Source organism: Deltaproteobacteria bacterium, assembly GCA_016875395.1.
In the GTDB taxonomy this organism is placed as follows: Bacteria; Myxococcota_A; UBA9160; order UBA9160; family UBA6930; genus VGRF01.
Genome location: VGRF01000011.1, coordinates 1 through 24,348, shown reverse-complemented (window position 1 = coordinate 24,348; position 24,348 = coordinate 1). Strand labels below are relative to the sequence as shown.

The following is a 24,348-nucleotide window of genomic DNA, read 5'->3' as shown; positions in this document are numbered from 1 at the left end:
CCGGCCAATTGGGGCCTGGCACGAAACGGCGCCATTCCGTGCCAGACCCCAATGGGTCACCCCGCCTGCGTGCGGTCCCCTATTTCGCCGCGCACCTGCGCCGGTGCGCCGAACGCGAGCGAGTGCGCGGGTACGTCGCGCGTCACGACGCTGCGCGCGCCGATCACGCAGTGCGCACCGATCGTGACGCCGGGGAGCACGGTCACGTCGCTCGCGACCCAGCTGCACTCGCCGATGCGCACGGGCGCCGCGTGCCCGCGCCGCGCGTCATCGAGGTCGTGCGTGAAGTCGTAGATGCGCGAGCCGGGGCCCACCGTCGCGCGGCGTTCGAGCACCACCTCGCGCTGCGCGCTCACGCTGCACGCGTTCAGCATCACCTCGCGCCCGACCACGATGCGCGCGCCGGCGTGCGCCACCAGATTCACCGCGCCCACTTCGGTGCGCAGCCACGAGCTCGGCTCGAGCACGATCTCCGCGCCGTCGTATACGACGAGGTTCAAGAGGCCGGGCCGGTACTCGGTCGCCGCGTTCGCGCCGATCGTGAGCCGCGCGCCGGGCGTGAGCGAGATGCGCGCGACGCCGAAGCACGGCGACGCGCTCGCGTCCACGCTCAGCCCCGGATGCAGCGCCGACAGCGCCGCGATCCGCACGCGCCCGTTCGCAGCGCGCACGCGCATGCCGCCGATGCGCCACGCGCGACGGAACGCGTCCGCCGCGCTCACCGCCCTACTCGGTGACGGTCTGAGGCCCCTCGCCGTCGCGCAGGCGGAACGTGATGAAGCCGTGCGACGGGTCGTAGGGCGAGAGGCCGACCTGCACGCGGTCGCCGGGGATCACGCGGATGCGGAAGCGGCGCATGCGGCCCGAGAGCTGCGCGGTTACGGACTGGCCGCCGTCCAGCGCGATCTGATAGCGGCCGCCGCCGAGAATCTTCTCGACCGCGCCGGTCGCCTGGATCAGATCGTCTCGCGCCATTTCGTACGAGCTCCGTTCGCCTGCGGCTCACTGCGCGCGGCCTGCACCGCGTCGCGGTGCTGGACCGCTTGCGGCTTCTCGAGCCGCGTTCGGTCGGGCGTTGCCTTCGTCTCTCGAAAGGCGGCGCACCCTAGCCCCGGGCCTTCTGCGCTGCCATCGAGCGCAGGCGCAGCTTCCGCCTCTACTCCGCCCCGAACACCGCCGCCGCCCAGTACGTGAGCGCCGCGATGCCCGCGCTCGCGGGAATCGTCAGCACCCACGCCCACACGATGCGCGTCGCGACGCCCCAGCGCACCGCCGAGAGCCGCCGCGTCGCGCCGACGCCGACGATCGCGCCGGTGATGGTGTGCGTCGTGCTGATGCCGACACCGAGCGCGGTCGCCGTGTAGATCGCGACGGCGGCGCCGGTCTCCGCCGCGAAGCCGCTCACGGGCTGCAGCTTCGTGATCTTGTTGCCCATGGTGTGAATGATCCGCCAGCCGCCCGCGAGGGTGCCGAGGCCGATCGCCGTGTGCGCTGCGATCACGACCCAGAACGGCACCTCGAAGGTCGCGAGATAGCCGCCTGTAACGAGTACGCCGGTGATGATGCCCATCGTCTTCTGCGCGTCGTTGGCGCCGTGCATCAGGCTGTAGAAGGCGGCCGACACGAGCTGGAGGCGGCGGAACCAGCCGTCGATTCGCTTCGGCGGCGTGTGCTGAAAGGTCCAGTAGAGCGCGGTCATCAGCGCGAGCCCGACGCACAGGCCGATGGTGGGCGCGACCACGATGAAGACGAGCGTCTTCGTCCAGCCCGACACGATCACGGCATCGAAGCCCGCGTGCGCGACGGCGGCGCCGGCGTAGCCCCCGAACAGCGCGTGCGACGAGCTGGTCGGCAGGCCGAAGTACCACGTGATCAGGTCCCACACGATCGCGCCGATGAGCCCGGCGGCAATCACGGCGAACGTGACGACGCCGAGATCGACCATCCCCGCGCCCACCGTCTTCGCGACTGCGGTGCCGAAGAAGAACGCGGCGATGAAGTTGAAGAACGCCGCCCACGCGACGGCCATCCCTGGAGACAGCACGCGCGTAGAGACGACGGTCGCGATGGAGTTCGCTGCGTCGTGGAAGCCATTGATGAAGTCGAAGGCCAGCGCCAGCAAGACCAGCGCAACGACGACGAGCAGCCCGGTCTCCATCGCGCGGCCTAGTTGTGCTTCACGTAAATCGCTTCGAGCACCTTCGCGACGTCTTTGCAGCGGTCCGTCGCGCCCTCGAGCATGTCGAGGATCTCCTTCCACTTGATGACCTGGATGGGATCCTTCTCTTGCTCGAACAGCGTGCCGACGCCCGTCGTGTACGCGCCGTCCGCTTTGTTCTCGATCTGCGAGATCTCGCGCACCGCCTCCGTCACGCCCTTGCCGCGCGCCAGCGCCTCGACGCCGCGCAGCATCTCGTTGCACGCCTCGACGATGTGGCGCGACAGCTCGCGCGCCGCAGGCCGCACGGTCTCGATGCGGTAGAGCCGCAGCATGTCCGCCGACGCGTCGATGTCGTCGATCACGTCGTCGAGCGCGCCGAGCAGCGCGTGGATGTCTTCGCGATCGATCGGGGTGACGAACGTGCGATGCAGGCGCGTGAGCACGTCGTGCGAGATTTCGTCGCAACGGTGCTCGACGGTCTTGATCGCCTGCGACTTCTCCCAGATCGGGCGCTCGGGCTCGAGCATCTCCGCGAGCAGCGTCGCGCCCTTCTGGATCGCGCCCGCCATCTCGGCGAAGTCGTCGAAGAACTTCTCTTCCCGCGGAATCAACCGGAACGCCATCACGCCCTCCCGAGGCGCGCGCACTCTATCAGTGTGTTCCGTCGGGAATCACCGAATCTTCGCGGAAACTTCGCGCGCATCTCGTCAGCCCAGCAGAACGAAACCCGCCGCGGCGCTCGCGAGCACGATCCAGAGCACCGCCGTCTTCGCCTTCCACTGGAACGCGGCGAAGAGCGCGGCGGCGAAGATCGCAGCGGCGCCCCAGCGCACGCCTGCGTCCGCGAGCAGCGTCTCGCGCGCGAGCTGCAGCGCGGTCACCGCGATGAGGCCGACGACGCCCGCGGTGACGCCGTCGAGCAGCGCGTGCGTGCGCTTCTCCTCGACGACGCGCTCGACCCACTGGTGCCCGATCAGCGTGAACGCGAACGCGGGCAGGAACACGCCCGCGGTGAGCGCGAGCGCGCCGGCGGTTCCCGCGCCGACGTAGCCGACGAACGTGGAGAAGATCACGAGGGGCGCCGGCAGCATGCCCGAGAGCGCGATGCCGTCGAGGAACTGCGCGTCGGTCATCCAGCCGCCGGGGCCGACGGCGTCTGCGCGCAGGAACGGGATCACGGTGTAGGCGCCGCCGAAGGTGAGCAGGCCGCTGCGCAGCCCCGTGACGAACAGGGCGAGCACGCTCGGCGCGAACGCATTCGCCGGCGCAGCGCTCGCAGCGAGCGGGAGGAACACGACGCCCGCGTGCGCGCTCGGCAGCGCCCCGCGGACCGCGGCGTACGCGATGCCCGCGAGCGGCAGCACGAACGCGAAGCTCACGCCGACGAGCGTCGCGACCGCCGACGCGAGCGCGATTCCTAACAACCAGCGGTCGTGCAGCGCGTGCGAGCCGATGCGGTGCACCGCGCGCACGATCAGCGCCACCACCGCGGGCTGCGCGCCCGCGAAGGCCGCGGCGAGCGCGCTCGCGCGCAAGTCGAGATGCACGTAGGCGACCGACAACGCGAACATCAGCACGAAGCCGGGCAGCATGAAGCCGAGCCCCGCGAGCACTCCCCCGATTCGCCCGCGCGCGCGCCCCGAAGTACACGCACAGCTCGTGCGCCTCGGGCCCCGGCAGCACCTGATAAACCGCGAGCACGCGGTTGAAGCGCGCCGGCGAGATCCAGCGCTCCTCCTCGACCAGCTCCTGCCGAATCATCCCGATCTGGGCGACCGGCCCGCCCCAGGCGAGCGCGCCGAAGCGCAGGAACCGGAGGAACAGCCGCCCTAGTGACTCGCGCGGGGGCGCAGGCTCTACACCGGGCGAACCCTCAGCCATTCGGGTCTTCGTAGAACACGTAGGTCGAGAAGTTGCTCACCTCGAAGTAGATCTTCTTCTCGCCCGGGTCCGCGGCGCCGTTCTGATTCGCGTCGAGCACGCCATAGCCGAAGCGGTACTCGCGCGGCTCGCCATCGCTCGTGCCCATCGCGGTCGAGAGCTTGTCGATCTGCACGAAGCGCTTCACGAGCGTGTCGCCCGCGTAGATCTCGAGCACGCCGTTGGTGCCGGTCCAGTTCTGAACGGCGCGGCCGAGCTTGTTCTGCGTCTCTTGCGTGCACCCGACCGCGCAGATGGCGATGAGCGCGATGGCGAGCTTGCGCATGGGGCCTCCGGGGCGACGGAGCACTGGTACCGCGTAACGATTCTCGATGCCCGCGCGTGGAGAACGCATGCTGCGAATCCTCCTTCCTGCCTTTTCCCCTCCGATGCGAGAACGGTGTTGGCGTTCGCGCGCGACGCTGGAGAGGCGCGTGGAAGCGCTCGTCGGCGAACTAGCTTCCTCCGAATGACCGAGCTCAGCGGGCGCGCACCCAGCACGGAGGCGCTCTATCGCACGCACGCCCGAGAGCTGTTCGGTCTCGCGTACCGCTTGACAGGCTGCGCGGCTGACCCTGACGAGGTGGTGCAGGAGACGTTCGTGCGTGCTCTCGCGAAGCCCCCCGCGCGCACGGAGGAGCCGTGGGCGCCGTGGCTCGTGCGCGTCGCGACGAATCTCGCGATCGATGTCGTGCGCAAGCGGCGCCGCCGCGGCGAGGACGCGAGCTGGCTGCCGTCGCCGCTCGCCCGCGACGACGCGTGCGAGCTGCCCGCGCCGCGCGAGCGCGCGCCCGACGTTCGCTACGCAACGCTCGAGAGCGCGACCTTCGCGTTCCTGCTCGCGCTCGAAGCGCTCACGCCTCGCCAGCGCGCTGCACTCGTGCTGCGCGACGTGTGCGGCTTCTCGGCGAGCGAGGCAGCCGCCGTGCTCGATGCGAGCGAGCAGAGCGTGCGCGTGCTGCATCACCGCGCGCGAAAAGTGCTCGGCGGCTACGACGCGGCGCCTTGCCGGCCCGACGCGGAGCTCGTGGCGAGGCACCGCAAAGCGCTCGAAGCGCTGGTGAAGTGCCTCGTCACGCGGGACCTCGCGGGGCTCACGGCGCTGCTGCGCGACGACGTCTCCACCACCACCGACGCGGGCGGCGAATTCAACGCGTTGCGCGGCGTGCGCCGCGGGCGCATCGGCGTCGCGCGCTTCCATCTGCGCATCGCGACGAGTCGCGGCGTCGGCGCGCGCATCCTGCCGTGCACCGCGAACGGCCTACCCGCGCTCGCAATCACGTTCGCGCGCGCGAGTGCGCGCCAAGCGCGCCACGTGCTGATGCGCTGCGAGCTCGACGCGGGCGGACGCATCGCCGCAATTCACTCGGTGCTCGGGACCCGCAAGCTCGCGCGCATCTCGTTCGCGCCGTAACGATTCGCGCGCACTGCGCGTGCTCTGAGAAAAGGAGCACGCATGGAACTCCCGTGGATCGCACTCTCGTTCCTGGCCGTGATCGGGCTCGAGCGCACGCGCTGGCGACGACTGCCGGCGCGCTTTCTGCGCCCCCACTTCGCCGCGGACCTCACCTTCTTCGCGACCGGCGTGGTTGCGCTCGGGCTCACGATGCGAAGCGCCGCCGCCGCGCTCGGCGCGCAGCTCGGCTTCGCGCCGCTCGCCGCGTGGCCGCCGGTTGCGGCGCTCGCGCTGGCGCTCCTCGTCTACGACCTCGGCGCCTGGCTCGCGCACCGCGCGATGCATCACTTCGCGTTCCTGTGGGAGGCGCACAAGGTTCATCACGCCAGCCCACACCTCGATTGGCTCGCCGCATTTCGCATGCATCCGCTCGAGCACGCGATCCGCCACGCGATCTCGCCGGTGCTGATGCTCCTCGCAGGCTTCCCCGCTGCGCACGTCGCCGTCGCCTCGATCCTCGCCGGCGGCTGGGCGGCGTTCGTGCACGGCAACCTCCAGGTCGGCTCGCGCGCGCTCGAGTGGCTGCTCGTGACGCCGCGCCTGCATCACCTCCACCACATCCCCGAGAGCTGCGAGCAGAACTTCGGCGCGATCTTCTCGGTGTGGGATCGCCTCGCGCGGCGCCTGACGACCGCGCCCGCGGCGCGCGACGCGAAGCTCGGCGTGCCGGGCGAGGAACACAGCCATCCGCACGGCTGGTGGGCTCAGGTGCGCACGCCGTTCGTGCGCGCAGAGCGAACGCTCAGTCCGCAGCCACAGTCGCAGCGGGCTGCGTGACGCGCACCGGGATCCCCGCGCTCGCGAGCGAGGCGCGCGCGACGCGATCCCAGTCGACGCGCGCAAGCTCTGCGCCGGCCGCCTTCGTGACGAGCGCGCGCAAGTCGCGAGCGGGCTCGCGGACGAGCTTCTCGCCCTGATCGAAGGCGAGCGCGCGCTCGCGATCGGGGTGCACCTCGAGATAGAGCTCGCCCGCGACCCAGCCCGTCTTCACCGGCTCGTGCGTCACGCGCACCTTGGTGCCGATCGGCACGGCCGCGAACAGCTCCTCGATGTGCCCGGGGTAGAGGCGAATGCAGCCGCGGGAGGTGTTTCGCCCGACGCCCGCGGGATCGTTCGTGCCGTGAATGAGGTAGGAGGGCCAGCCGAGATACAACGCGTACGCGCCGAGGCGGTTATCGGGGCCGGGCGGAACCGCGCGCTTCAGCGAAGGATCGTCGCGGCGCGCGGTCGGGCCCGGGTACCACGTCGGGTCCTTCTGCTTGCGCGTCACCTTGGTCGTGCCCTGCGGCGTCGCGAAACCTTCCTTCGCCACGCCGATCGGGTAGCTGCGCGGCGCTTCGCCGGGCGCGAAGTAGTAGAGCCGCAGGTCGCCCGTGTTGACGACGATGCCCTCGCGCGCGCCGGCGGGAAGCAAGTGCACGTCGGGAATCACGAGGCGCGCGCCGGCGGTCGGCACCCAGGGGTCGATCTCCTGGTTCGCCTCGGCGAGCTCGAGGTATCCGACGCCGAGCTCGATCGCGAGATCGACGAAGGTGTCCTCCGCCTTCGCCTCGCGAAACGAGAGGCGCCCGACCAAATCAGCCGACGGAGGCGGATTCTCGAGCGCATGCGCCGGCGCGGGCTTCGGCGCGAGCTCGAATCTCGGCAGCGAGCCACAGCCCGCCAGCGCGAGGCCCGCGGCGAGCGCGAGCGCCGAGTTGTTACGGGCGAATCTCGATCGGCGTGCCATCCGCGACCAGCTCCCAAATCTCGTCGATCTCTTCGTTCGTGACCGCGATGCAGCCCTCGGTCCAATCGAAGCGCGCGTGATCGCGCGCCACCCAGTCTGCACCGTTCGGCAGCCCGTGAAGCATGATCTCGCCGCCCGGATCGCGCCCGGCCTCGCGCGCAGCCTTCAGGTCGGCCGCGCTCGGATACGAGATGTGGAGCGAGCGGTAGAACTCGCTGCCCGGATTGCGCGCGTCGATCGTGTACACGCCCTCGGGCGTGCGCCCATCGCGCGCGAAGCGCTTGTCGCCGACCGGCTCGCGGCCGAGCGCGACGCGGTACTCGCGCACCGCGAAGCCCGCGAACCAGAGCGTGAGGCGCCGCGCGCTCTTCTCCACGAGCACGCGTTCCACGCGCGGGCGAATCTCGCCGGACGCAACGCGCTCCGCGCAGCTCGGCCCGGACGTGTCATCTCCGAGTAGCTGGCCTGCGGGGCGAAGCCCCGCCCGCTCACCCTCGGTCGCATTGAACAGGTCAGCCGCGGCCTCTTGAGCCGCCGGCTGCACCTGCGCCTCCCGCGCCCCGATCGAGAAGCGCTCGTTATTTGTGCAGAGAGCGCTGAAAGATGCGGTCGGCCTTCTCGCTCGCCGTCTTGGCCTCCGCCGCGGCTGCATCCGCGGCCGAGCGCGCGGCGCTCGCTTCTTGCTGTGCTGCCGCTGCCGCCGCCTTCGCTTCGTCCGCGGCGCGCTTCGCCTCGGCCGCTTCCGAGCGCGCCGCGTTCACGTCGCTGCGCAGCGTGTCCATGTCCGAGGTCGACGCGCAGCCGACAGCGGCGAGCGCAAAGCCAGCATGAGACCCTAGATCACCTTCCGCATGAGCTCTCCCTGAATGAAGCGCGTCACCGACGGGTCGATGCGCGCAAGTGATGGGTGGCACCCCGCGCGAATCGTGCACGCGAACGCGGCTCGCATCTGTGACCCGGGGCACGCGCTGCGTTGAATGTGAGCGCTCGCCGGGGTAACTCGCGCGCCGTGAGCGAAAAAACGCCCCGCTCGAACGCGAGCTACGTGCTCGCGCTGCTCTCGGCGAGCTACGTCGTCAACTACCTCGACCGTTTCGTGTTCTCGATGCTCGCGGGTCCGATCAAGGCCGAGTTCGCGATCTCCGACGGCACGATGGGCCTGCTCCTCGGCCCCGCCTTCGCCCTGCTCTACTCCGGCCTCGGCGTTCCCGTGGCGTGGCTGGCGGATCGGCGTTCGCGCACGCAGCTGATCGCCGTAGGCATGCTCGTGTGGAGCGCGTTCACCGCCTACACCGGCATCGCGAAGACGGCGTGGCAGGTGGCGCTCGCGCGCATCGGCGTAGGCGTCGGCGAAGCCGCTGGCGCCGCGCCCGCGCACTCGCTGATCGCCGACTACTTCCCGCCCGAGCGCCGCGCGTTCGCGCTCTCGGTGTTCCAGCTCGGCGTCCCGATCGGCTCGATGCTCGGCACGCTGATGGGCGGGCTGCTCGTCGAGCCGCTCGGCTGGCGCGGCGCATTCTTCGTCGCGGGCTTGCCCGGCATCGTGCTGGCCGTGTTGTTGTGGACGACGGTGCGCGAGCCCGCGCGCGCCGCGCCGCGCCCCTCGTCACTCGGCTCCGCGCTCGCTGATTTCTTCTCGAGCATCGCGCTGCTGCTGCGCATCCCGACGTTCGTGGCGATCGCGTTCGGCGGCATGCTCGCCTCGCTTGCGGGCACAGGCTTCGGCTCCTGGCTTCCGCAGATGTTCCAGCGCTCGCACGGCATGTCGCTGGCGTCGTTCGGCATGAGCTACGGCCTCGTGAACGGCGCCGCCGCGATCACCGGCACGCTGCTCGCGGGTTTCCTCGCCGACCGCCTCGCGCGGCTCGATCCGCGCTGGCGCCTGCGCGTGGCGGCCGCCTCCGTGGCGTTCTCGATGCCGATCCTCATCGCGATTTGCGCCGTGCCCGACCCGAAGCTCGCGATCTGGCTGTCCGTGCCGAGCGGCATCGTCGGCGCCGGCTACGCGCCCGTGCTGTTCGCGATCGCGCAGAGCCTCGCGCCCGCGCGCATCCGCGCCGTCACCTCCTCGGTGCTGATCCTCTTCATCACCGGCGGCGGCATGCTGTTCGGGCCGTGGGCGATGGGCGCGCTCAGCGACGCGCTCGCGCTGCGCTACGGCGCGGAGTCGCTGCGCGTCGCGATGATCGCCGTGCTCGCGACGATGAGCCTCGGCGTGGTGTCGCTCTTGTTAGGGACGCGTACGCTGCTGCGCGATTTGGAGAGTGCGCGAATGGGGTGAGGCGATGAGATTGGGCTGGGGATCGCTGCTGGCCGCTTTCGTCGCAATGCCGGTGCTCGCGTAGGACGCGCCGCTGAGCACTCCGCGACGACGCGTGGGTCCCGACTACCCCCGGGCGCTCGTCGAGCGGCGCGTCGAGGGCTGGAGCGTCATCTCGTTTCGGATCAGCACTTCCGGGAATGTCGAGGACGCCTTCGTCTCCGACTCGAGTGGCGAAGCCGAAATCGATGCCTCCGTCTTGCGCGCGGTTTCCAAGTGGACCTACGAACCGGGCTCGTCCGCGCGTTGTGGGGTGCAGGTTCGGCTCTCCTTGCAGATGGGCGTAAGGACCGGACCCAACAAACGCCTCGAGCGATTCGACGAGGCGTTCGCGGCGGGCGACATCGCTGCGGCACGCGCGATCTTCGATGACTTCCACGCAAACTCGCTCCGAGAGCTCACGCAGCGCGAGCTGATGCGCGCACACCTCGCCCGCGCGTCGGGCGACATCGAGGGCGAGCTCGTCGCGCTCGAGCGCGTGGCTCGGGCGGGCCTGCCCTCGCGCTTCGGTCCACACGTCGAAAGAACCGCGCGAAACAGGGCAGCGCGGGCCGACCAGCTCTCCCTCGATGCGTTCGTCGCAACCTCGAGCCGGCAAGCGAGCGCACTCGTCGCCGCGCGTCAGTACGGGCGAGCCGCGGCGATCGTGCGCGGCTTGCGCGAGCTGGGTGCCTTGCCGGCCGAGCTGGTCGGACTCGCGGAACAGCTCGACGGTCTGGCGCCTGGCGGCGTCGATCTCGCAACGCCGGGAGTCGCGAGACGGCTCGGCGCGAGTGAGCGCGCCCCGAGCCACTGGAGCAGCCCGCTCACGCGCAAGCGTTTTCTCCTCGCGCGCGAGAGCGGCGAGATCACTCGCGCCGAGCTGTGTTGCCTCGACGCGGCACTCGAGTTCGCACCGGACACCCTGATCCGCGTTCCGGAAGGCGCCAGTCAGTGTCAGGTGCAGATCCGCGGATCCGAGGGCGCGCGTTTCACGCTCGTCGAGCCGCCCTCCAGCGAAGCGACGGCTTCCGACTCGCTTTGACGAAGTTTGACGCGCGCTCGCGCCAGCTCGCCGAGTAGGCTCGTGTCAGAACGTCGGAGGCTCACGATGAAGAAGCGATCGCGAATGACTGTCTTTGCGCTCTTCGCTGCGCTGCTCGTGTGCGCTCCTGCTGCCGCGGATCTGCCTCAGTTCGGCACGTTCGTCTCGGCGAAGCCCGTGGAGCGTCGGAACCCGAGCTATCCGGCGACCGCAATCTCGCGCTGGAAGGAAGGCTGGGTGGTCGTCTCGTACTGCATCGATGCGACCGGCGCCGTGAGAGACCCAGTCATCGATCGCTCGAGCGGGGCGAAGGAGTTCGAACGCGCCGCTCTGAACTCGATTCCGAAGTGGAAGTATGAACCCGCGACGCTCGATGGCGCGCCCGTAGAGCAGTGCGCAACGCAAGTCCGCCTGAGCTTCAACATGGAAGGTCCACTCGGCGCTCGACAAGAGTTCGCGAAGCCGTGGCGCGCCGCGCAGAAGCTGATCGACGCGAACGATCTCGCCGGCGCCGAGGCGAAGCTGAGCGAGCTCGTGCCCGAGAACAACTACGAATCTGCGCGCATGCACTTCGCGCGTGCGCGCATCGCAGAGAAGAGGAACGACCGACGAGCGCAATACGAGGAGACGCAATCCGCGCGACGCTTCGAGTACGGCGTCGAGAAGCGGCTCAAGGCCGACGCGACGCGCTCGGCCTTCGCGCTCGCGACGAACCTGCAGCTATGGGCAGACGCGCTCTCGCTCTACGAGGAGCTGAAGACCGAATACCCGAAGGAGCTGAGCGAGCCGCTTCGCAACGTGGGCGAAGAGATTGCGGGCAAGGTGAAGGGCGACAAAGCGATCGCCACCGCGGGGGAGCTCACCTGCCGCTGCGACAAGGAAGCGCAGCCGGCGCTCTGGGAGGCGCGCCTCCTGCGGCGCGAGTTCGGCTTCGTCGACGTGGTCGGGAAGATCGAGCGCTTCGAGCTGCGTTGTCAGGGGCGACGCTTCACCGCGAAGTTCGAGACGGCCAAGAACTGGCGCGTGCCCGATGAATGGGGCGCGTGCCGGCTCTACGTGTTCGGCGACGAAGGCGCGAAGTTCCGCCTGATCGAGATGCCCGACGCCGCCACGGCGCAGGCGCAACCGGCGACGAAGTCGAACGAGCAGAGCTAAGCGCTCGCCGAGATCGCTCCGCCTGCGAGCGCGGGCCGCGCGCGCGCGACCTGCTGCTCCGCGAGAGGCACGACGGCCTTCAGCTTCGGCATCACCTCCGCCGCGAAGCGCTTGCTTTGCTGCTCCGCCACGTCGTACGGGATGCCGCCGTAGCTGAACATCGCGACGAAGCCCTCGGCGCCGATCAGCCCGCGCGCGTCCATGATCTTCTCGTACACCTGCTTCGGCGTGCCCCACGGATGCAGGCTCGTGAAGAACTCGACGCCCGCGTCGACGCCGCCCGGCGCGCCCATCTTCTCTTGGATCTTCCCGTACATCTCGTAGCCTTTGAGGCCCTGTAGATGCGTGCCGTCGAGCTCGTAGTGCTCGACGACCGAGCGGTAGTACCGGCCGATGTACTTGTGGGCGAGCTCCTTCGCGACGCTCTCGTCGTCGTCGATGAAGACCCAGCCCGAGAGCAGCGGCGGCGGCGCATCCGCGCGGTTCACCTCGCGATAGATCTCGCGATACGCCTTCAGCTCCCGCACCACGTGCGGCCAGGGCTTCTGCGGCACGATCATGATGCCGACGCCGAGCCGGGCCATGATCTCGCTGCTCTCGGGTGACACCGCCGCCGCGTACGTGCGCCCGCGGAACGACTTGAACGGGCGCGGCCGAATCTCGCGGCGCGCCTGCTGGATGTGCTTGCCCGAGAACTCGACGTAGCCGCGCTCGAGGCCCTCGAGCAGCATCTGCGCGCTCTCGGTGAAGATCTCGCGCGAGTCGCCCTGATTCACGCCGAAGCCTTCGAACTCGACGCGCCCGAGCCCGCGCCCGATGCCGAACACGAAGCGCCCGTTCGACATGTGGTCGAGCATCGCGACCTGCTCCGCGACGCGAACCGGGTCGTGCCACGGCAGCACCACCACCATCGAGCCGAGCTGAATGCGCGAGGTGCGCCCCGCGAAGTAGGTGAGGTGCTGCAGCACGTCGGGGCACATCGTGTAGTCGGTGAAGTGGTGCTCGACTCCCCACAGCGAGTCGTACCCGAGCGGCTCCGCGAGGTCCGCGAGGGCAAGCTCGCGCTGATACACCTCGCGATCGGTGCGACCTGCGCCGATGGCCTGATAGACGATGCCGGTGCCGACGTGCATGGCGTGCTCCTCGAGAAGTGGGAGCACGGTAGATCAGCGCGAGAGGCGCTCCACCTCGCGCTGATGCCGCCGCCCGAGCAGCGCGAGCGCCGCGCATGCGCCGCACAGGCACAGGAACATGTCCCACTGCGTGTCCCACACGTCGCCTTGCGTCGCGAGGAACGCCTCCGCGGCGACGCCGCCGATCAGCGCGGCCCACCACTCGATGAACTCGTAGAACGCGCTCGCGGCGAGCACGACGCAGAGCGTGAGCCACGCGAGCCACGGGTTCGCGCGAACCGGCGAGGCCCGCAGCAACACCTCGCGGGCGACGATCGCGGGCGTGAAGCCCTGCATGAAGTGCCCGACGCGGTCGTAGTGATTGCGCGCGAGGCCGAGCGCGTCCTGCACCCAGAAGCCGACCGGGACGCGTGCGTAGGTGTAGTGCGCGCCGAGCAGCAGGATGAGCGCGTGCAGGAAGACGAGGCGGTACGCGAGCGGCGTGAGCGGGAAGCGGCGGCGCGTGGCGACGAGGATCGCGGCGGTGATCACGGCGGGCGCGACTTCGAGCGCCCAGGTGAGGCGATCGTACGGGGCGATGCCGGAGGCGATGAGCGCGACGGCGCCGAGCGCGAGCAGCAGCCGCGGCTCGCGGGACTCGCTCACCGCGCGTGCTCCTTCACGTACGCGTCGACGAGATCGCCGATGTAGTGCATCTGCTCGTCGCCCTGCGCGTGGTTCATCGGCAGGATCACGCCGTGCTCCATCACGCGATCGGCGTTCGGAAGCCCGTTCGGGTCGATGCGCATCGCGATCTTCTTGAACGCGGGCTGCCGCGCGGCATTGCCGGTCCACACCATGCGCGTGTCGACGCCGCTCTGCTCCATGTACTGCTGGAAGTGCGCGCGGCGAATGCCGCTCTCGGGCCGAATCAGCGTGGCGAACATGTGCCACGCGGTGTCGATGCCGGGCGTGGTGCGCGGCAGCACGAACGCGCCGGGGTGACGGCCGAGGCGCTCGCACAGGATCGCGAAGTTGCGCTTCCGGCGTTCGAGATTCGCGGGCAGCTTCTTCATCTGCACCACGCCGAACGCGGCGGAGAGCTCGGACGGCTCGAAGTTCCAACCCACCTCGTCGAAGATGAAGAGGTTGTCGTACTCCATGCCGTCGAGGTCGCTGAAGAAGCGGTCGCCCTTGCCCTTGCGGCTGCCGAACAGCTGAACCTCGCTGCGGCGACCCCAGCGCCGTAACAACAAGCAGCGATCCGCGAGCGCCTCGTCGTCCACGCACACCATGCCGCCCGTGCCCGCCGCGGTGATGATGTGCGCGAGCGCGAAGCTCGTGACGGAGATGTCGGCGCGCGTGCCCGTCGGCGTGCCGCCCTGCGTCGCGCCGAGGCAGTCGCACGAGTCCTCGATCACGCGCAGGCCGTGCGTGTCCGCGATGCGGCGGATCGCGTCCCAGTCGGGGCAGTTGCCGGTGAGGTTCGGCGCCAGGATCGCCTTCGTGCGCGGCGAGATGTTCCGTTCGATCTGCGCGACGTCGATCTGGAACGTGTCGGGCGTGACGTCCACGAACACGGGCACCAGGCGGCTCTTCACCATCGGCGCGATGTCGGTCGAGAACGTCAGCGGCGAAGTGACGATCTCGTCGCCCTCGGCGAGCCCTAACAGCTCGATCGCGAGGTACAACGCGGAAGACCCGCTGTTGCACATGACGCCGCGCCGCTTGCCGAAGCTCGCCGCCACGAGCCGCTCGAACTCGCGCACGTGCTTCCCGATGCGCAGCGCGGAGGGGCCGCCGCGCAGCACGGAGACGACCGCCGCGATCTCCTCCTCGTCGTGAACGCTGCCGGCGTACTCGATGCGCATCGTCTCTCCCCGGAATCGAGGATTCCGCGTCTGACGCTGGACCCTCGATTTGTCCGTTCGTGTCCGCTCGCGACCGTATGCGATTCGCTCGCGTCCGGCAGCGTTCGTGCGTGCGCTACCAACGTGCGCCCGCACAGGAGAACGCGATGCAGAACCCGTACGCGAATCAGGTTGCGCAGCACATCGGTCGCGACGAGTTGCCGTGGGTGGAGATCGGCGGCGGCAACAAGCTGCGCGTGCTGCACGTGAAGCGCGGCGAGGGGCTGTGGATCGTCGAGAACGTCTTCCAAGCCGGCTACGCGGTGCAGACGCATCGCCACACGGGGCCGGTTTGGGGCTACACGGTCTCCGGCGCGTGGAAGTACAAGGAGTACGACTACGTGAACCGAGCCGGCTCGTTCCTCTACGAGCCCGCGGGCTCCGTGCACACGCTCGTGGCCGTCGAGAACGACACGCGCGTGTGGTTCCACATGTACGGCGTGAACCTGAACTTGCGCGCCGACGGCACGGTCGAGTCGGTCGCCGACGGCATCGGCACGCTCGCGTTCTACAAGGCCGCATGCGAAGCGCAGGGGCTCGGGAAGCCGAACGTGATCGAGGAGTGAGGCTCGCGCCTCGACGGCGCGATGCGACCGCTCGCATTCGCGGATTTCGCGCACGGCAGCTGAAGCGCGGGGCCTAGCGTTCCGTCCACTCGAACCCATCAGGAGGGACGCGCGATGGGACTTCTCGATCAGGTGCTCGGTCAGGCGCTCGGCTCGCTCGCCGGCGGCGGCGCGAAGGCCGGTGCCAACGGCGGCGCGCTCGTCGAGGGCGTGATGGAGATGCTGGCCGGACAGCAGGGGGGCATCGATGGGCTCGCGAAGCAGTTCCAGCAGGCCGGCCTCGGCGACGCGATGGCCTCGTGGGTGTCGACCGGGAAGAACCAGGCGATCTCGCCAGCCGACCTGACAAAAGCGCTCGGTCAGTGGCGCATCGACGCGCTCGCGCAGCGCGGCGGCGTTCCGCAGGGCCAGGGCGCGAGCGTCCTCGCGCAGCTGCTGCCCGTCGTGATCGACCAGCTCACACCGCAGGGCAAGGCGCCCGCGCAGAATCAGCTCGGGCAGCTCGGGGCCCAGCTGCTGAAGGGGCTCGTGGCCGGCCGGCGCTGATCGCCGCGCTCAACCATCGTAGAAGAACGCGGCGTGCAGCCCTAACAGCTTGCGCTAGCGCGGCGTCTTGATGCGCGCGGCGGCCTCCGGCGAGAGCTGATTCGCGTCGACGGTCGTGCGGATGCGCTGCGCGATGTCGCGGCGCGCGTAGTGCACCTGCAAGAACAGGCGCCCCGTGCCGCCGGGCAGGGCCGGCATGCCGCGATGCCACGAGTCGGAGACGAACAGCGCGACGTCGCCCGCCTGCGCTTCGAGCGCGACCGCGCCGCGGCCCTGATAACTCAGCGCCGGGTCGTTCATGCGCTCGAACGGCGGGAGGCGTCCGGAACGATGGCTGCCCGGAACGACGGCGGTGGGGCCGCACGCGAGGGGGCAGTCGCGCAGGTAGAGATGGGCGCCGATCGCGAACACCGGGTACGGGATGCGGTCGTCCCAGGGCACGCCGTCGGGCCGCGGGACGTGCGGGCCCGCATCGCAGTGCCACTGGCCGCCGCCGAACTCCGGCGGATTCTTCCACGCCGTGTTCGCGATGACGTGACAGTCGTCTCCGAGCAGGGGCTCGATCGCGGCGAGGATCGCCGCGTGGCCCACCGCTTCCTGCGCGGCGGCGGAGCGGTTCAGCATCTCGTAGCGGAACTCGGCGCGATCGGAGCGGCCGCGCTCGGGAGGCAGCGTCTCGAACGTCGCCTCGATCTCGCTTGTTAGGTGCGCGACGAGCTCCGGCGCCAGCACGCCGCGCAACACCGCGTAGCCGTCGCGCTCGAGCTGCGCGCTCGCTTCGGGCGCCGGCTCGCTTCGAACCGTGAGATTGCCGCCGACGCGCTTGATCATGGAACGCTCCTCGCTTCCTCCGCGCGATCGTACGGCTTCGCGTTATAGAGTGGCACGATGCAGTTTCGTTTCGATGCAGTCGACCTCCCCGCTTCCGTGCGAGAGCTCCGCGAGGAGATCCGCGGATTCCTTGCAGCCGAGATGCCCGCGCTCGCGCCCGAACGGCGCGCGAACTCGTGGGCGCAGTTCGACGCCGCGTTCTCGCGCAAGCTCGGCGCGCGCGGCTGGATCGGCATGGTGTGGCCGAAGCGATTCGGCGGGCACGAGCGCAGTCCGCTCGAGCGCTACGTCGTGCTCGAGGAGCTGCTCGCAGCGGGCGCGCCAGTCGCGGCGCACTGGATCGCGGACCGCCAATCGGGCATGGCGATTCTGCGTTACGGCAACGAGGCGCAGGCGCAGAAGTGGCTGCCCGGCATGGGCCGCGGCGAGATCTACACCTGCATCGGCATGAGCGAGCCCGGCTCGGGCAGCGACCTCGCTTCCGTGCGAACCCGCGCCACCAAGGTCGACGGCGGTTGGCGCATTCGCGGCCAGAAGATCTGGACCACGCACGCGAACGACTGTCAGCTGATGATCGCGCTCGTGCGCACGCGGCCCGAGGCGGAGAAACACGCCGGTCTCTCGCAGTTCTTGATCGAGATGAGCACGCCAGGTGTGCGCGTGCGCCCGATCGTCGATCTCGTGGGCGACGCTCACTTCGCCGAGGTGTTCTTCGACGACGCCTTCTTGCCCGACGGCGCGCTGCTCGGCCCCGAGGGCGCGGGCTGGAAGCAGGTCACGGGCGAGCTCTCGCTCGAGCGCAGCGGGCCCGAGCGATACCTATCGAGCTTCGCGCTGTTCGTCGAGTTGTTACGGGCTGCGGGGCCGCAGCCGAGCGAGGCGGTGCGCGCGCTGCTCGGCCGCACCACCGCGCAGCTCTGGACGCTGCGGCAGATGTCGCTCTCGGTCGCCGGCCAGCTCGCCGCCGGTCGCGACCCGATGCTCGAAGCGGCGGTCGTGAAGGATCTCGGCAACGCCCTGGAGCAGGAGCTGCCGAGGCTCGTGCAGGCCGCGCTCGACGAGGAGCTCGCGAGCGCGAGCGATCTCGCCCGCGTGCTCGCGTACCTGCTGCAGGTCGCGCCCTCGTTCTCGCTGCGCGGCGGCACGCGCGAGATCCTGCGCGGAATCATCGCGCGCGGACTGGGGCTGCGATGAGCGCAAGCCAGGCAGAGCCGAGCGAAGTTCAACACGCAAGCGAAGCGGGCAGCGAGGCGCAGCCGAGCGAAGTTCAACACGCAAGCGGAGCGCGCAGCGAGGCGCAGCCGAGCGAAGTTCAACGCGCAAGCGAAGCGCGCAGCGAGGCGCAGCCGAGCGAAGTTCAACGCGGTAGCGGGGTCGAGCATGAGTGAGCGCGAGATGCTTGCCGAGACCGTGGGCCGGCTGTTCGCCGAAGCCGCCGCGCGCCTCGCGTCGCAAACGGAGCGGCCCGGCTTCGACGCGCCGCTGTGGGCGCAGGTCGAGGAGCTCGGGATTCCTGCGCTGCTCGTGCCCGACGCCGAGGGCGGCGCCGGGGGAGGCTTCGAGGACGCGCTCGTCGTCGCGCGCGAGGTGGGGCGCCACGCGGCTGCGATCCCACTCGCGGAGACACTGCTCGCGCAGCAGGCGCTCGCGGCTGCCGGCATCGAGCGGCCCGCGGGCGCGCTCACACTCGCGCTCGAGGCCGCGCCCGGCGCGCAGCTCGATGCCGAGCGCGGGCTCTTCCGCGGCACGCTCGCGCGCGTGCGGTGGGGCGCAGAAGCGACAGGCGTGGTCGCGTTGTTAGGGGACGCCGCAGCGCCGCGCGTCGCGCTGCTCGCGCCCGCGCACGCCGCGCACTGCGAGCCGAGCGCGAACCTCGCGGCGGAGCCGCGCGCCACGCTGCGCTTCGAGAACGCCCGGGCGGCGTCTGCACCTGCCGCGGCTGGCGCAGGCGCGGCGCTCTTTGCACAGGCGGCGCTGCTGCGCGCGGGCCAGATGGCCGGCGCGCTCGCGGCGACGATCTCGCGCTCGATCGCACACGCGCAGACGCGCGTGCAGTTCGGCAAGCCGATCGGGCAGTTCCAAGCCGTGCAGCAGCTGCTCGCGTGCATGGGCAGCGAGGGAATCGCGGCGGACTGCGCCGTCACCGCGGCGAGCCGCGCCGCCGACTGCGGCGAGGCGGGCTTCGAGATCGCGTGCGCGAAGCTGCGCGCGAATCTCGCGGCCGACCTGTGCGCCGCGGGCGCGCATCAGGTGCACGGCGCGATCGGCTTCACGCGCGAGCAAGACCTGCGCCTCTTCACGCAGCGCCTGCTCGCCTGGCGCGGGGAGCTCGGCAACGACCGCTTCTGGGCGGAGCAGCTCGGCGGAACCGCTGCGCAGTGGGGAGCGGGGGGATTCTGGCGCGAGCTCACGGCGCGCGCCGACGCCCAGAGCGGTCGGAGCTGAAGCGCGGAGTTGTCAGGCGCTCCCCGCGCGCTCCGCGAGGTCGTGCACGATCGCCGCGCTGACGCCCCAGAGCGCGACGCCGTCGTGCTCGAAGTTCTGTACCTCGTGCTCGCCGCCGTCGAACGTCACCCGCACGCGGCGATGGCGCGAGAGATCCAGCGCGCTCGCGAGCGGCAGCTCGTAGAAGGCGTCGACCTCGCGCGGATTCGGACGCGGCGTGAAGTCGCCCGGCACGAGCGCGACGACGGGCTGGATCCAGAAGCCGATCAGCGTGGGGTGTGCATCGAGAAAGCCGAGTGCGCGCGTGCGGCCCGCGGGCACGCCCACTTCTTCCTCCGCTTCGGGCAGCGCGGTCTCGACGAGGGACTCTTCGCCTCGCACGCCGCCGCCGGGGAACACGATGTCGCCGCCGCGCACGGGCACGCCGCTCGCACGGCGCGTGAGCAGCAGCGTGGCGCCGCCCGCGCGCAGCACGATCGGCACGAGCACCGCGGAGGCGCGCAGCGACTCGGGGGAGATGCCGCGCGCGCGCTCGCCGAACACGCGCACGAGGTCGCCCGTGCGCAGCGCGACGTCGCGCGGATCGCGCGCGACGTTCGCCTCGATGCGCGCGAGCAGCTCGGCCTCGTCGCGCATCGCGAAGCCGCCTCTTACAGCAGCCAGAGCAGCGCGGTGACGAGCAGCGCCGCGACGATCGCGAGCGGCAGCACGCGCTTCATCACGGGCACGCCCGCGGTCGCGAGCAGGTCGACCGGCGCGGCCTCGCGCGGAGCCGGCGCGGGAGCCGGGACATCCGCCGCCGCAGGCGCGAGCTCGGTCGCCGCGACTCCGGTGAGTGGCGTCGCGCGCGCCGCCAGCTCGCGCTCGAGATTGGCGACGAATTCCCCTAACAGCTTCCCGCTCACCTCGGCGATCAGGCCGCGGCCCATCTGCGCGAGCCGGCCGACGATCGCGAGATCGGTCTCCACCGTGACCCGCGTGCCCTCGGGCGTCTCCGCGAGCGCCGCCGTCACCGTGGCCTTGGCGTTGCCCTGCCCCTTCGTCTCGCGCCCTTCGGCGCGCAGCACACCCCGCTTGGCCGCGTCGTCCTTCTCGATGAAGCTCGCCTTGCCCTCGTACTGCGCGAGCACGGGCCCGAGCTTCACCTTCACGCGGCCCTTGTAGGCCTCGCCCTCGCGCCCCGTGAGCTCCGCGCCCGGCATGTGCGGCGCCAGGCGTTCGAGGTCGGTCAGCACGCGCCACGTCTCGTCGACGCTCGCCTTCACCGTGAACTGATGCTCGAGCTTCATCTCACCTCCGCGATCGCGCAGGCTGCTAAGCCTCGCTGCGCGCCGCAAGGGAGAAGCGATGCCGCTCGCCGACATCCTCAACTACGTGCAGCTCACGCCGCGCGTCGGCACGTCGGGCCAGCCCACCCCCGCACAGCTGAAGGAGATCGCGGGCGCGGGTTATCAGGCCGTGATCAACCTCGCGCTGCCGACCTCGGACAACGCGCTCGCGGACGAGGCCGGCCACGTGACGCGCCTGCGCATGTCCTATTTCCACCTGCCCGTGCTGTTCGACGCGCCGCGCGTAGGGGAGCTGCGCACGTTCGTGGGCGTGATGCGCGCGCTCGAGGATCGCCCGGTGTGGGTGCACTGCGCGATGAACCTGCGCGTCTCGGCATTCATGTACCACTACCTGCGCCACGACCTCGGCCTGCCCGAAGCCGAGGCGCGCTCGCCGATGCTCGCGAAGTGGGAGCCGCGCATGGACGCGGTGTGGCGCAAGTTCCTCGCGCTCACGCCGGAGGAGCTCGCGCTGCCTCGCCGTCCCTAATCACTCCAGGCGGCGAGCGGGCTCAGAGTTCGCGCCTGCGGCGATCGCTGCCGCGCTCACGCGCGCGGCCCCGGCGACCAGCGCGTCGTGATCAGCGGGAGGTCGGCGTACGTGCGGATGCCGGGCGGCGCCGCGAACACGGTGGGGATCGCGGCGACCACCGGCATCGCGGTCACGGTGTTCGACATGTCGACCCAGTCCTTCAGCCCCGCGTTGCGTTTCGCCGGCGAGAACGTGACGCGCGTCTGCACGTTCGGATTGCCCTCGACCTGCATCGTGTAGCCGTGCTGAATCGGCCATTCGGGCTCGAGGCCACGGCCCGCGATCCAGCACACGTCGAGCTCGATCACGGGATCCGCTTCGCCCGCGACGCGCGCGGTCCACCTGGATTTTTGACCCGCGATCGTGCCGGCGGGCATGCGGAAGCCGTAGATCTCGCGATCGGCGGGCGTGAGCGCCCACTCGCACGAGAAGCTCGACTCGGCGACGGGCACGCCGAGCATCTGCGCCATCACGTCGAGGCACTCGCCGTAGAAGCCGAGCACGCGGCGGCTCGCTTCGAGCCACTGCGGCGCCGGCGGCTGGCCCCAGCCGAGGTTCGCGTAGTTCGCGATCGCCTGATAAGTCGAGACGTCGACGGACTCGAGGAAGCGGATGCGGCGGAAGCCGTGGCTAACGCTCGCCATCTGCGCGGCGATGTAGTTGGCGAAGCCGGGGAAGATCCCGGAGCCGAACAGCGTCGCGCCTCCGGCGCGCGCGGCCTGTTCGACGCGCGCCCGCGCGCCGTCGCCCCACGAGCGGCAGTTCGTGAGATTGCTCGCCACGACGTCGAGCCCCGCGGCGAGCAGCCGGCAGATCTCGTCGAGCTCGGGATGGTTCGGCGTGTAACACACGCAGTCCGCGCCGCGTGCGATCAGCGCGTCGACGTCGCGTGTTGCGGTGATCCCGAGGCGGCCGATCCCGCACAGCTCGCCGATGTCGCGGCCGTCCTTCTCGGGGCTCCACGCGTAGGCGCCGACCAGCTCGAGCTCCGGGTGCGCGAGGATCGCTTTCACCGCTTCGCGGCCGACGTGGCCCGTCGTCCACTGGATCACGCGAATCGCCATCGCCTGCTCTCCAGGTGCGGCGGCGCACCGTAGCCCGCGCGCGCGGCGACTCAGTCGCGCGGCGGCAACTTGCAGAAGAGAGCCTCGGTCGCGCCGGCGCTCAGTTCCTACGTGAGACGCAATCGCGCGTGGTGGGTGCGCTCACCGGGCGCGTCCGCGGGGCGCATCGCGCGAGGCTCACGTGTGCGCCGGCTCGCACGTGAAGCCCGCGTAGCCCTTCGCCGCCACGTCGGCGATGCGCGCATAATAAATCGAGCCGCCGAGGTAGGCGGAGAAGTAGCGGGGCTTGCCCTCGATGTTCGCGCCCGTCCACCACGAGTTCGTGCGCGGGAAGAGCGTCATGTTCGCGATGCCGGCGACTTCGGCGGACCAGGCAGTCTCGCTCTCTGGCGTCGGCTCCACGGCACCGGCGCCGGTCTTCTCGAGGTGGCGCAGCAGCTCCCCGATCCAGCCGATCTGGCGCTCGGCGCCGAGCGGCATGTTGTAGAGAACGCCGGGCGAGCCCGGACCGTGAATCATGAACAGGTTCGGGAAACCGGCGACCGTCATGCCGACGTAGTTGTGGAAGCGATCGTGCCAGCGCTCCTTCAGGTGCACGCCGCCGCGCCCGATCGGGTCGAGCTTCAGCATCGTGCCGCTGATCGCGTCGAAGCCGGTCGCGAGCACGAGCATGTCGATCGGATGCTCACCCGAGCGCGTCACCACGCTGTTCTTGGTGAAGCGCTCGATCGGGTCCTCGCGCAGGTCGACGAGCGTGACGTTGCTGCGGTTGAAGCACTCGAAGTAACCGTCGTCGAGAATCGGCCGCTTCGTCATCACGTAGAAGTCGGGCAGCAGCTTCCGCGCGATCTCGGGGTCGTGCACGATCTCCCGGATCTTGTCGCGGATGAAGTCGGACAAGATGGCGTTGGCTTGCTCGCTGGTCGCGACGTCGCCGTAGCCATCGGTGAAGAAGCGGAAGCTGCCGCGCTGCCAAAGCTCTTCGTACACGGCGCGGCGCTGCTCGCGGTCGTGGTCGAGCGAGACGCGCGGATTCGGATCGAACGGGAAGCCGCCGGGGTTCGCGATCATTTTCGCGCGGAACTTCGCGAAGTCGGCGCGCGCCGTTGCCCGCTCCTCAGGTGTTAGGGGGCGGTTCCCGGCCGGGGCCGAGTACTGCGGCGTGCGCTGCAGCACCGTCACGTGCGCCGCAGTCTTCGCGATCTCCGGGATCGACTGAATCCCCGACGAGCCCGTACCGAGCACCGCGACGCGTTTGCCCGCGAACGAGACCGGCTCGTGCGGCCAGCGGCCGGTGTGGTAGCGCTCGCCCGCGAAGTCGTGGATGCCGGGGATGTTCGGCACGTTCGCCGTCGAGAGCGCGCCGACCGCGCAGATCAGGAAGCGCGCGGAGGCGCGCTCGCCGCGATCGGTCTCGATGCTCCAGCGCTGCGCCGCTTCGTGGTAGCGAGCACTGCGCACCCACGTCTCGAACTGGATGTCGCGGCGGAGGTCGAGCTTGTCGGCGACGAATCGCACGTACCCAAGCACCTCGGACCACTCGGACTGAGTCTCCTGCCAGTCCCACGCCTGCATGAGCTCTGCGGAGAACGTGTAACAGTAGAAGGGGCTGCCCGGGCCATCGACGCGCGCGCCGGGGTAGCGGTTGTACCACCAGGTCCCGCCGACATCGCTCGCGGCGTCGTACACGCGCACCGAGAGGCCCATCTCGCGGAAGTGGTGGAGCGCGTATAGGCCGCTCACACCGGCGCCGATGACGATCACGTCGTAGCGCTCGTCGCGGGTCGTCATCTCTCACTCCTGTGCGCTTCGCGATGGATCGTGTGCGGCGTAGCGGATCACGCCGCGCGCGTTCGTAGCACGGAGAATTCTCGCGTGTGGTTCCTGCGCGCCGCGCTACTTGCGGAGGCTCGCAAAAGCTCGCGCCGCCTCCGCGACAGCACGAGAACACTCGGCCGGAGTCGTGCCGCCGGCGAACATCTCGTGGCACGGGCCGGCGAGAACTTCCGGGCGCTGCTGCGCGATCCACGCGAACAGCTCCTCGAACACGGGCGGATCGTTCCCCTCGAACTCGACGTTCGACGCGCGCTCACCCTCGACCGTGATGATGAACGTGTCGGTCGCGACGTACCCCAGCGCGCTGCCGAAGTCGTCCGTCACGGTCACCGCACAGATGAAACGGTCCGTCGAAGCGAGCTCACAGGGGCGTCGCGTCTGTACGGCGTAGTGCGCTGCCTGCGCCCAGGCTT

General features: G+C 70.2%; 27 protein-coding genes and 1 pseudogene. 10 read left to right on the top strand and 18 right to left on the bottom strand.

Going from position 1 to position 24,348, the window contains the following annotated elements; translation table 11 throughout:
- Positions 1-56 precede the first annotated feature (56 nt).
- The 6 genes and pseudogenes from FJ091_10495 to FJ091_10470 form a co-directional block, all read right to left on the bottom strand.
- On the bottom strand, positions 57-374 hold the full coding sequence (locus tag FJ091_10495; protein ID MBM4383784.1) for an acyltransferase: 318 nt from the start codon (positions 372-374) through the stop codon (positions 57-59).
- 352 nt (positions 375-726) lie between these two features.
- Entirely contained in the window at positions 727-975 is a 249-nt protein-coding gene (infA, locus tag FJ091_10490; protein ID MBM4383783.1) for a translation initiation factor IF-1, read from the bottom strand.
- Between the two features lie 181 nt (positions 976-1,156).
- Positions 1,157-2,158, bottom strand: a complete 1,002-nt coding sequence (locus FJ091_10485) for an inorganic phosphate transporter (protein MBM4383782.1) — start codon at positions 2,156-2,158, stop codon at positions 1,157-1,159.
- Between the two features lie 8 nt (positions 2,159-2,166).
- Positions 2,167-2,784 carry a DUF47 domain-containing protein gene (locus tag FJ091_10480; GenBank protein MBM4383781.1) on the bottom strand — a complete coding sequence of 206 codons (618 nt, stop codon included), beginning with the start codon at positions 2,782-2,784 and terminating at the stop codon, positions 2,167-2,169.
- Between the two features lie 84 nt (positions 2,785-2,868).
- Positions 2,869-4,042 (bottom strand): annotated as a pseudogene (gene chrA, locus FJ091_10475) (chromate efflux transporter).
- On the bottom strand, positions 4,035-4,367 hold the full coding sequence (locus FJ091_10470) for a hypothetical protein (protein MBM4383780.1): 333 nt from the start codon (positions 4,365-4,367) through the stop codon (positions 4,035-4,037). The pseudogene chrA and the gene FJ091_10470 overlap by 8 nt, the downstream one beginning before the upstream one ends.
- Before the next feature lie 183 nt (positions 4,368-4,550).
- Here FJ091_10470 and FJ091_10465 point away from each other — a divergent pair, with 183 nt between their 5' ends.
- Positions 4,551-5,495, top strand: a complete 945-nt coding sequence (locus FJ091_10465; protein ID MBM4383779.1) for a sigma-70 family RNA polymerase sigma factor — start codon at positions 4,551-4,553, stop codon at positions 5,493-5,495.
- A gap of 42 nt (positions 5,496-5,537) precedes the next feature.
- Entirely contained in the window at positions 5,538-6,314 is a 777-nt protein-coding gene (locus FJ091_10460; protein ID MBM4383778.1) for a sterol desaturase family protein, read from the top strand.
- On the opposite strand, the gene FJ091_10455 is transcribed toward FJ091_10460, so the two are convergent.
- From FJ091_10455 to FJ091_10445, 3 genes are read right to left on the bottom strand one after another with little or no spacing between them, the layout of a single operon-like run.
- On the bottom strand, positions 6,280-7,266 hold the full coding sequence (locus FJ091_10455) for a L,D-transpeptidase family protein (protein ID MBM4383777.1): 987 nt from the start codon (positions 7,264-7,266) through the stop codon (positions 6,280-6,282). The two genes, FJ091_10460 and FJ091_10455, sit on opposite strands and share 35 nt — an antisense overlap.
- Entirely contained in the window at positions 7,238-7,918 is a 681-nt protein-coding gene (locus FJ091_10450) for a L,D-transpeptidase family protein (protein MBM4383776.1), read from the bottom strand. The genes FJ091_10455 and FJ091_10450 overlap by 29 nt, the downstream gene beginning before the upstream one ends.
- On the bottom strand, positions 7,845-8,048 hold the full coding sequence (locus tag FJ091_10445) for a hypothetical protein (GenBank protein MBM4383775.1): 204 nt from the start codon (positions 8,046-8,048) through the stop codon (positions 7,845-7,847). Before FJ091_10445 ends, FJ091_10450 begins: the two co-directional genes overlap by 74 nt.
- A 227-nt stretch (positions 8,049-8,275) precedes the next feature.
- Between FJ091_10445 and FJ091_10440 the strand changes: the two genes are divergently transcribed.
- From FJ091_10440 to FJ091_10430, 3 genes are all read left to right on the top strand, one after another.
- Entirely contained in the window at positions 8,276-9,547 is a 1,272-nt protein-coding gene (locus FJ091_10440; GenBank protein MBM4383774.1) for an MFS transporter, read from the top strand.
- 94 nt (positions 9,548-9,641) lie between these two features.
- The gene (locus FJ091_10435) at positions 9,642-10,610 is read left to right on the top strand and encodes an energy transducer TonB (GenBank protein ID MBM4383773.1); all 969 of its coding nucleotides are present in this window, start codon (positions 9,642-9,644) and stop codon (positions 10,608-10,610) included.
- 66 nt (positions 10,611-10,676) lie between these two features.
- Positions 10,677-11,765 (top strand): energy transducer TonB, encoded by a 1,089-nt coding sequence (locus tag FJ091_10430; GenBank protein MBM4383772.1) that lies wholly within the window; start codon positions 10,677-10,679, stop codon positions 11,763-11,765.
- Here the strand turns inward: FJ091_10430 and FJ091_10425 are convergent.
- The 3 genes from FJ091_10425 to FJ091_10415 are packed head-to-tail and all read right to left on the bottom strand — an operon-like array spanning position 11,762 to position 14,748.
- Complete coding sequence (locus FJ091_10425; protein ID MBM4383771.1) at positions 11,762-12,898, bottom strand: LLM class flavin-dependent oxidoreductase; 1,137 nt, start codon at positions 12,896-12,898, stop codon at positions 11,762-11,764. The two genes, FJ091_10430 and FJ091_10425, sit on opposite strands and share 4 nt — an antisense overlap.
- 33 nt (positions 12,899-12,931) lie before the next feature.
- On the bottom strand, positions 12,932-13,543 hold the full coding sequence (locus FJ091_10420) for a DUF2238 domain-containing protein (protein MBM4383770.1): 612 nt from the start codon (positions 13,541-13,543) through the stop codon (positions 12,932-12,934).
- A complete protein-coding gene (locus FJ091_10415; GenBank protein MBM4383769.1) occupies positions 13,540-14,748 on the bottom strand; it encodes a DegT/DnrJ/EryC1/StrS family aminotransferase in 1,209 nt (402 codons plus the stop codon). The genes FJ091_10420 and FJ091_10415 overlap by 4 nt, the downstream gene beginning before the upstream one ends.
- Positions 14,749-14,894: 146 nt before the next feature.
- Between FJ091_10415 and FJ091_10410 the strand changes: the two genes are divergently transcribed.
- On the top strand, positions 14,895-15,353 hold the full coding sequence (locus FJ091_10410; GenBank protein ID MBM4383768.1) for a 2,4'-dihydroxyacetophenone dioxygenase family protein: 459 nt from the start codon (positions 14,895-14,897) through the stop codon (positions 15,351-15,353).
- Positions 15,354-15,467: 114 nt separating this feature from the next.
- Positions 15,468-15,899 (top strand): DUF937 domain-containing protein, encoded by a 432-nt coding sequence (locus FJ091_10405; protein MBM4383767.1) that lies wholly within the window; start codon positions 15,468-15,470, stop codon positions 15,897-15,899.
- A gap of 54 nt (positions 15,900-15,953) precedes the next feature.
- Here FJ091_10405 and FJ091_10400 read toward each other — a convergent pair whose 3' ends face one another.
- On the bottom strand, positions 15,954-16,730 hold the full coding sequence (locus tag FJ091_10400) for a phytanoyl-CoA dioxygenase family protein (protein MBM4383766.1): 777 nt from the start codon (positions 16,728-16,730) through the stop codon (positions 15,954-15,956).
- A 57-nt stretch (positions 16,731-16,787) separates the two neighbouring features.
- Between FJ091_10400 and FJ091_10395 the strand changes: the two genes are divergently transcribed.
- Both FJ091_10395 and FJ091_10390 read left to right on the top strand, forming a co-directional pair.
- Positions 16,788-17,924, top strand: a complete 1,137-nt coding sequence (locus FJ091_10395; protein MBM4383765.1) for an acyl-CoA dehydrogenase family protein — start codon at positions 16,788-16,790, stop codon at positions 17,922-17,924.
- Positions 17,925-18,110: 186 nt separating this feature from the next.
- Positions 18,111-19,175 carry an acyl-CoA dehydrogenase family protein gene (locus FJ091_10390; GenBank protein ID MBM4383764.1) on the top strand — a complete coding sequence of 355 codons (1,065 nt, stop codon included), beginning with the start codon at positions 18,111-18,113 and terminating at the stop codon, positions 19,173-19,175.
- Positions 19,176-19,187: 12 nt separating this feature from the next.
- Here the strand turns inward: FJ091_10390 and FJ091_10385 are convergent, their stop codons facing one another.
- Together FJ091_10385 and FJ091_10380 are read right to left on the bottom strand one after the other, a co-directional pair.
- Positions 19,188-19,811 carry a CoA pyrophosphatase gene (locus FJ091_10385; GenBank protein ID MBM4383763.1) on the bottom strand — a complete coding sequence of 208 codons (624 nt, stop codon included), beginning with the start codon at positions 19,809-19,811 and terminating at the stop codon, positions 19,188-19,190.
- Positions 19,812-19,825: 14 nt separating this feature from the next.
- Entirely contained in the window at positions 19,826-20,464 is a 639-nt protein-coding gene (locus FJ091_10380; GenBank protein ID MBM4383762.1) for an SRPBCC family protein, read from the bottom strand.
- Positions 20,465-20,522: 58 nt separating this feature from the next.
- Between FJ091_10380 and FJ091_10375 the strand changes: the two genes are divergently transcribed.
- The gene (locus tag FJ091_10375; GenBank protein MBM4383761.1) at positions 20,523-20,993 is read left to right on the top strand and encodes a protein tyrosine phosphatase family protein; all 471 of its coding nucleotides are present in this window, start codon (positions 20,523-20,525) and stop codon (positions 20,991-20,993) included.
- 56 nt (positions 20,994-21,049) lie between these two features.
- Here FJ091_10375 and FJ091_10370 read toward each other — a convergent pair whose 3' ends face one another.
- From FJ091_10370 to FJ091_10360, 3 genes are all read right to left on the bottom strand, one after another.
- On the bottom strand, positions 21,050-22,099 hold the full coding sequence (locus FJ091_10370; protein ID MBM4383760.1) for a dihydrodipicolinate reductase: 1,050 nt from the start codon (positions 22,097-22,099) through the stop codon (positions 21,050-21,052).
- 177 nt (positions 22,100-22,276) lie between these two features.
- Entirely contained in the window at positions 22,277-23,890 is a 1,614-nt protein-coding gene (locus FJ091_10365) for an NAD(P)/FAD-dependent oxidoreductase (GenBank protein MBM4383759.1), read from the bottom strand.
- 105 nt (positions 23,891-23,995) lie between these two features.
- Positions 23,996-24,265 carry a hypothetical protein gene (locus FJ091_10360; GenBank protein MBM4383758.1) on the bottom strand — a complete coding sequence of 90 codons (270 nt, stop codon included), beginning with the start codon at positions 24,263-24,265 and terminating at the stop codon, positions 23,996-23,998.
- Positions 24,266-24,348 lie beyond the last annotated feature (83 nt).

Bases quoted from the DNA above. Each gene is read 5' to 3' on its own strand.
- FJ091_10400 (MBM4383766.1), bottom strand. From the start codon at position 16,730: ATGATCAAGCGCGTCGGCGGCAATCTCACGGTTCGAAGCGAGCCGGCG.
- FJ091_10460 (MBM4383778.1), top strand. From the start codon at position 5,538: ATGGAACTCCCGTGGATCGCACTCTCGTTCCTGGCCGTGATCGGGCTC.
- FJ091_10470 (MBM4383780.1), bottom strand. From the start codon at position 4,367: ATGCGCAAGCTCGCCATCGCGCTCATCGCCATCTGCGCGGTCGGGTGC.
- FJ091_10415 (MBM4383769.1), bottom strand. From the start codon at position 14,748: ATGCGCATCGAGTACGCCGGCAGCGTTCACGACGAGGAGGAGATCGCG.
- FJ091_10375 (MBM4383761.1), top strand. From the start codon at position 20,523: ATGCCGCTCGCCGACATCCTCAACTACGTGCAGCTCACGCCGCGCGTC.
- FJ091_10380 (MBM4383762.1), bottom strand. From the start codon at position 20,464: ATGAAGCTCGAGCATCAGTTCACGGTGAAGGCGAGCGTCGACGAGACG.
- FJ091_10385 (MBM4383763.1), bottom strand. From the start codon at position 19,811: ATGCGCGACGAGGCCGAGCTGCTCGCGCGCATCGAGGCGAACGTCGCG.
- FJ091_10410 (MBM4383768.1), top strand. From the start codon at position 14,895: ATGCAGAACCCGTACGCGAATCAGGTTGCGCAGCACATCGGTCGCGAC.
- FJ091_10485 (MBM4383782.1), bottom strand. From the start codon at position 2,158: ATGGAGACCGGGCTGCTCGTCGTCGTTGCGCTGGTCTTGCTGGCGCTG.
- FJ091_10395 (MBM4383765.1), top strand. From the start codon at position 16,788: ATGCAGTTTCGTTTCGATGCAGTCGACCTCCCCGCTTCCGTGCGAGAG.
- FJ091_10390 (MBM4383764.1), top strand. From the start codon at position 18,111: ATGAGTGAGCGCGAGATGCTTGCCGAGACCGTGGGCCGGCTGTTCGCC.
- FJ091_10430 (MBM4383772.1), top strand. From the start codon at position 10,677: ATGAAGAAGCGATCGCGAATGACTGTCTTTGCGCTCTTCGCTGCGCTG.
- FJ091_10425 (MBM4383771.1), bottom strand. From the start codon at position 12,898: ATGCACGTCGGCACCGGCATCGTCTATCAGGCCATCGGCGCAGGTCGC.
- FJ091_10405 (MBM4383767.1), top strand. From the start codon at position 15,468: ATGGGACTTCTCGATCAGGTGCTCGGTCAGGCGCTCGGCTCGCTCGCC.
- FJ091_10370 (MBM4383760.1), bottom strand. From the start codon at position 22,099: ATGGCGATTCGCGTGATCCAGTGGACGACGGGCCACGTCGGCCGCGAA.
- FJ091_10465 (MBM4383779.1), top strand. From the start codon at position 4,551: ATGACCGAGCTCAGCGGGCGCGCACCCAGCACGGAGGCGCTCTATCGC.
- FJ091_10365 (MBM4383759.1), bottom strand. From the start codon at position 23,890: ATGACGACCCGCGACGAGCGCTACGACGTGATCGTCATCGGCGCCGGT.
- FJ091_10480 (MBM4383781.1), bottom strand. From the start codon at position 2,784: ATGGCGTTCCGGTTGATTCCGCGGGAAGAGAAGTTCTTCGACGACTTC.
- FJ091_10495 (MBM4383784.1), bottom strand. From the start codon at position 374: ATGCTGAACGCGTGCAGCGTGAGCGCGCAGCGCGAGGTGGTGCTCGAA.
- FJ091_10450 (MBM4383776.1), bottom strand. From the start codon at position 7,918: ATGCAGCCGCGGCGGAGGCCAAGACGGCGAGCGAGAAGGCCGACCGCA.
- FJ091_10445 (MBM4383775.1), bottom strand. From the start codon at position 8,048: ATGGACACGCTGCGCAGCGACGTGAACGCGGCGCGCTCGGAAGCGGCC.
- FJ091_10455 (MBM4383777.1), bottom strand. From the start codon at position 7,266: ATGGCACGCCGATCGAGATTCGCCCGTAACAACTCGGCGCTCGCGCTC.
- infA (MBM4383783.1), bottom strand. From the start codon at position 975: ATGGCGCGAGACGATCTGATCCAGGCGACCGGCGCGGTCGAGAAGATT.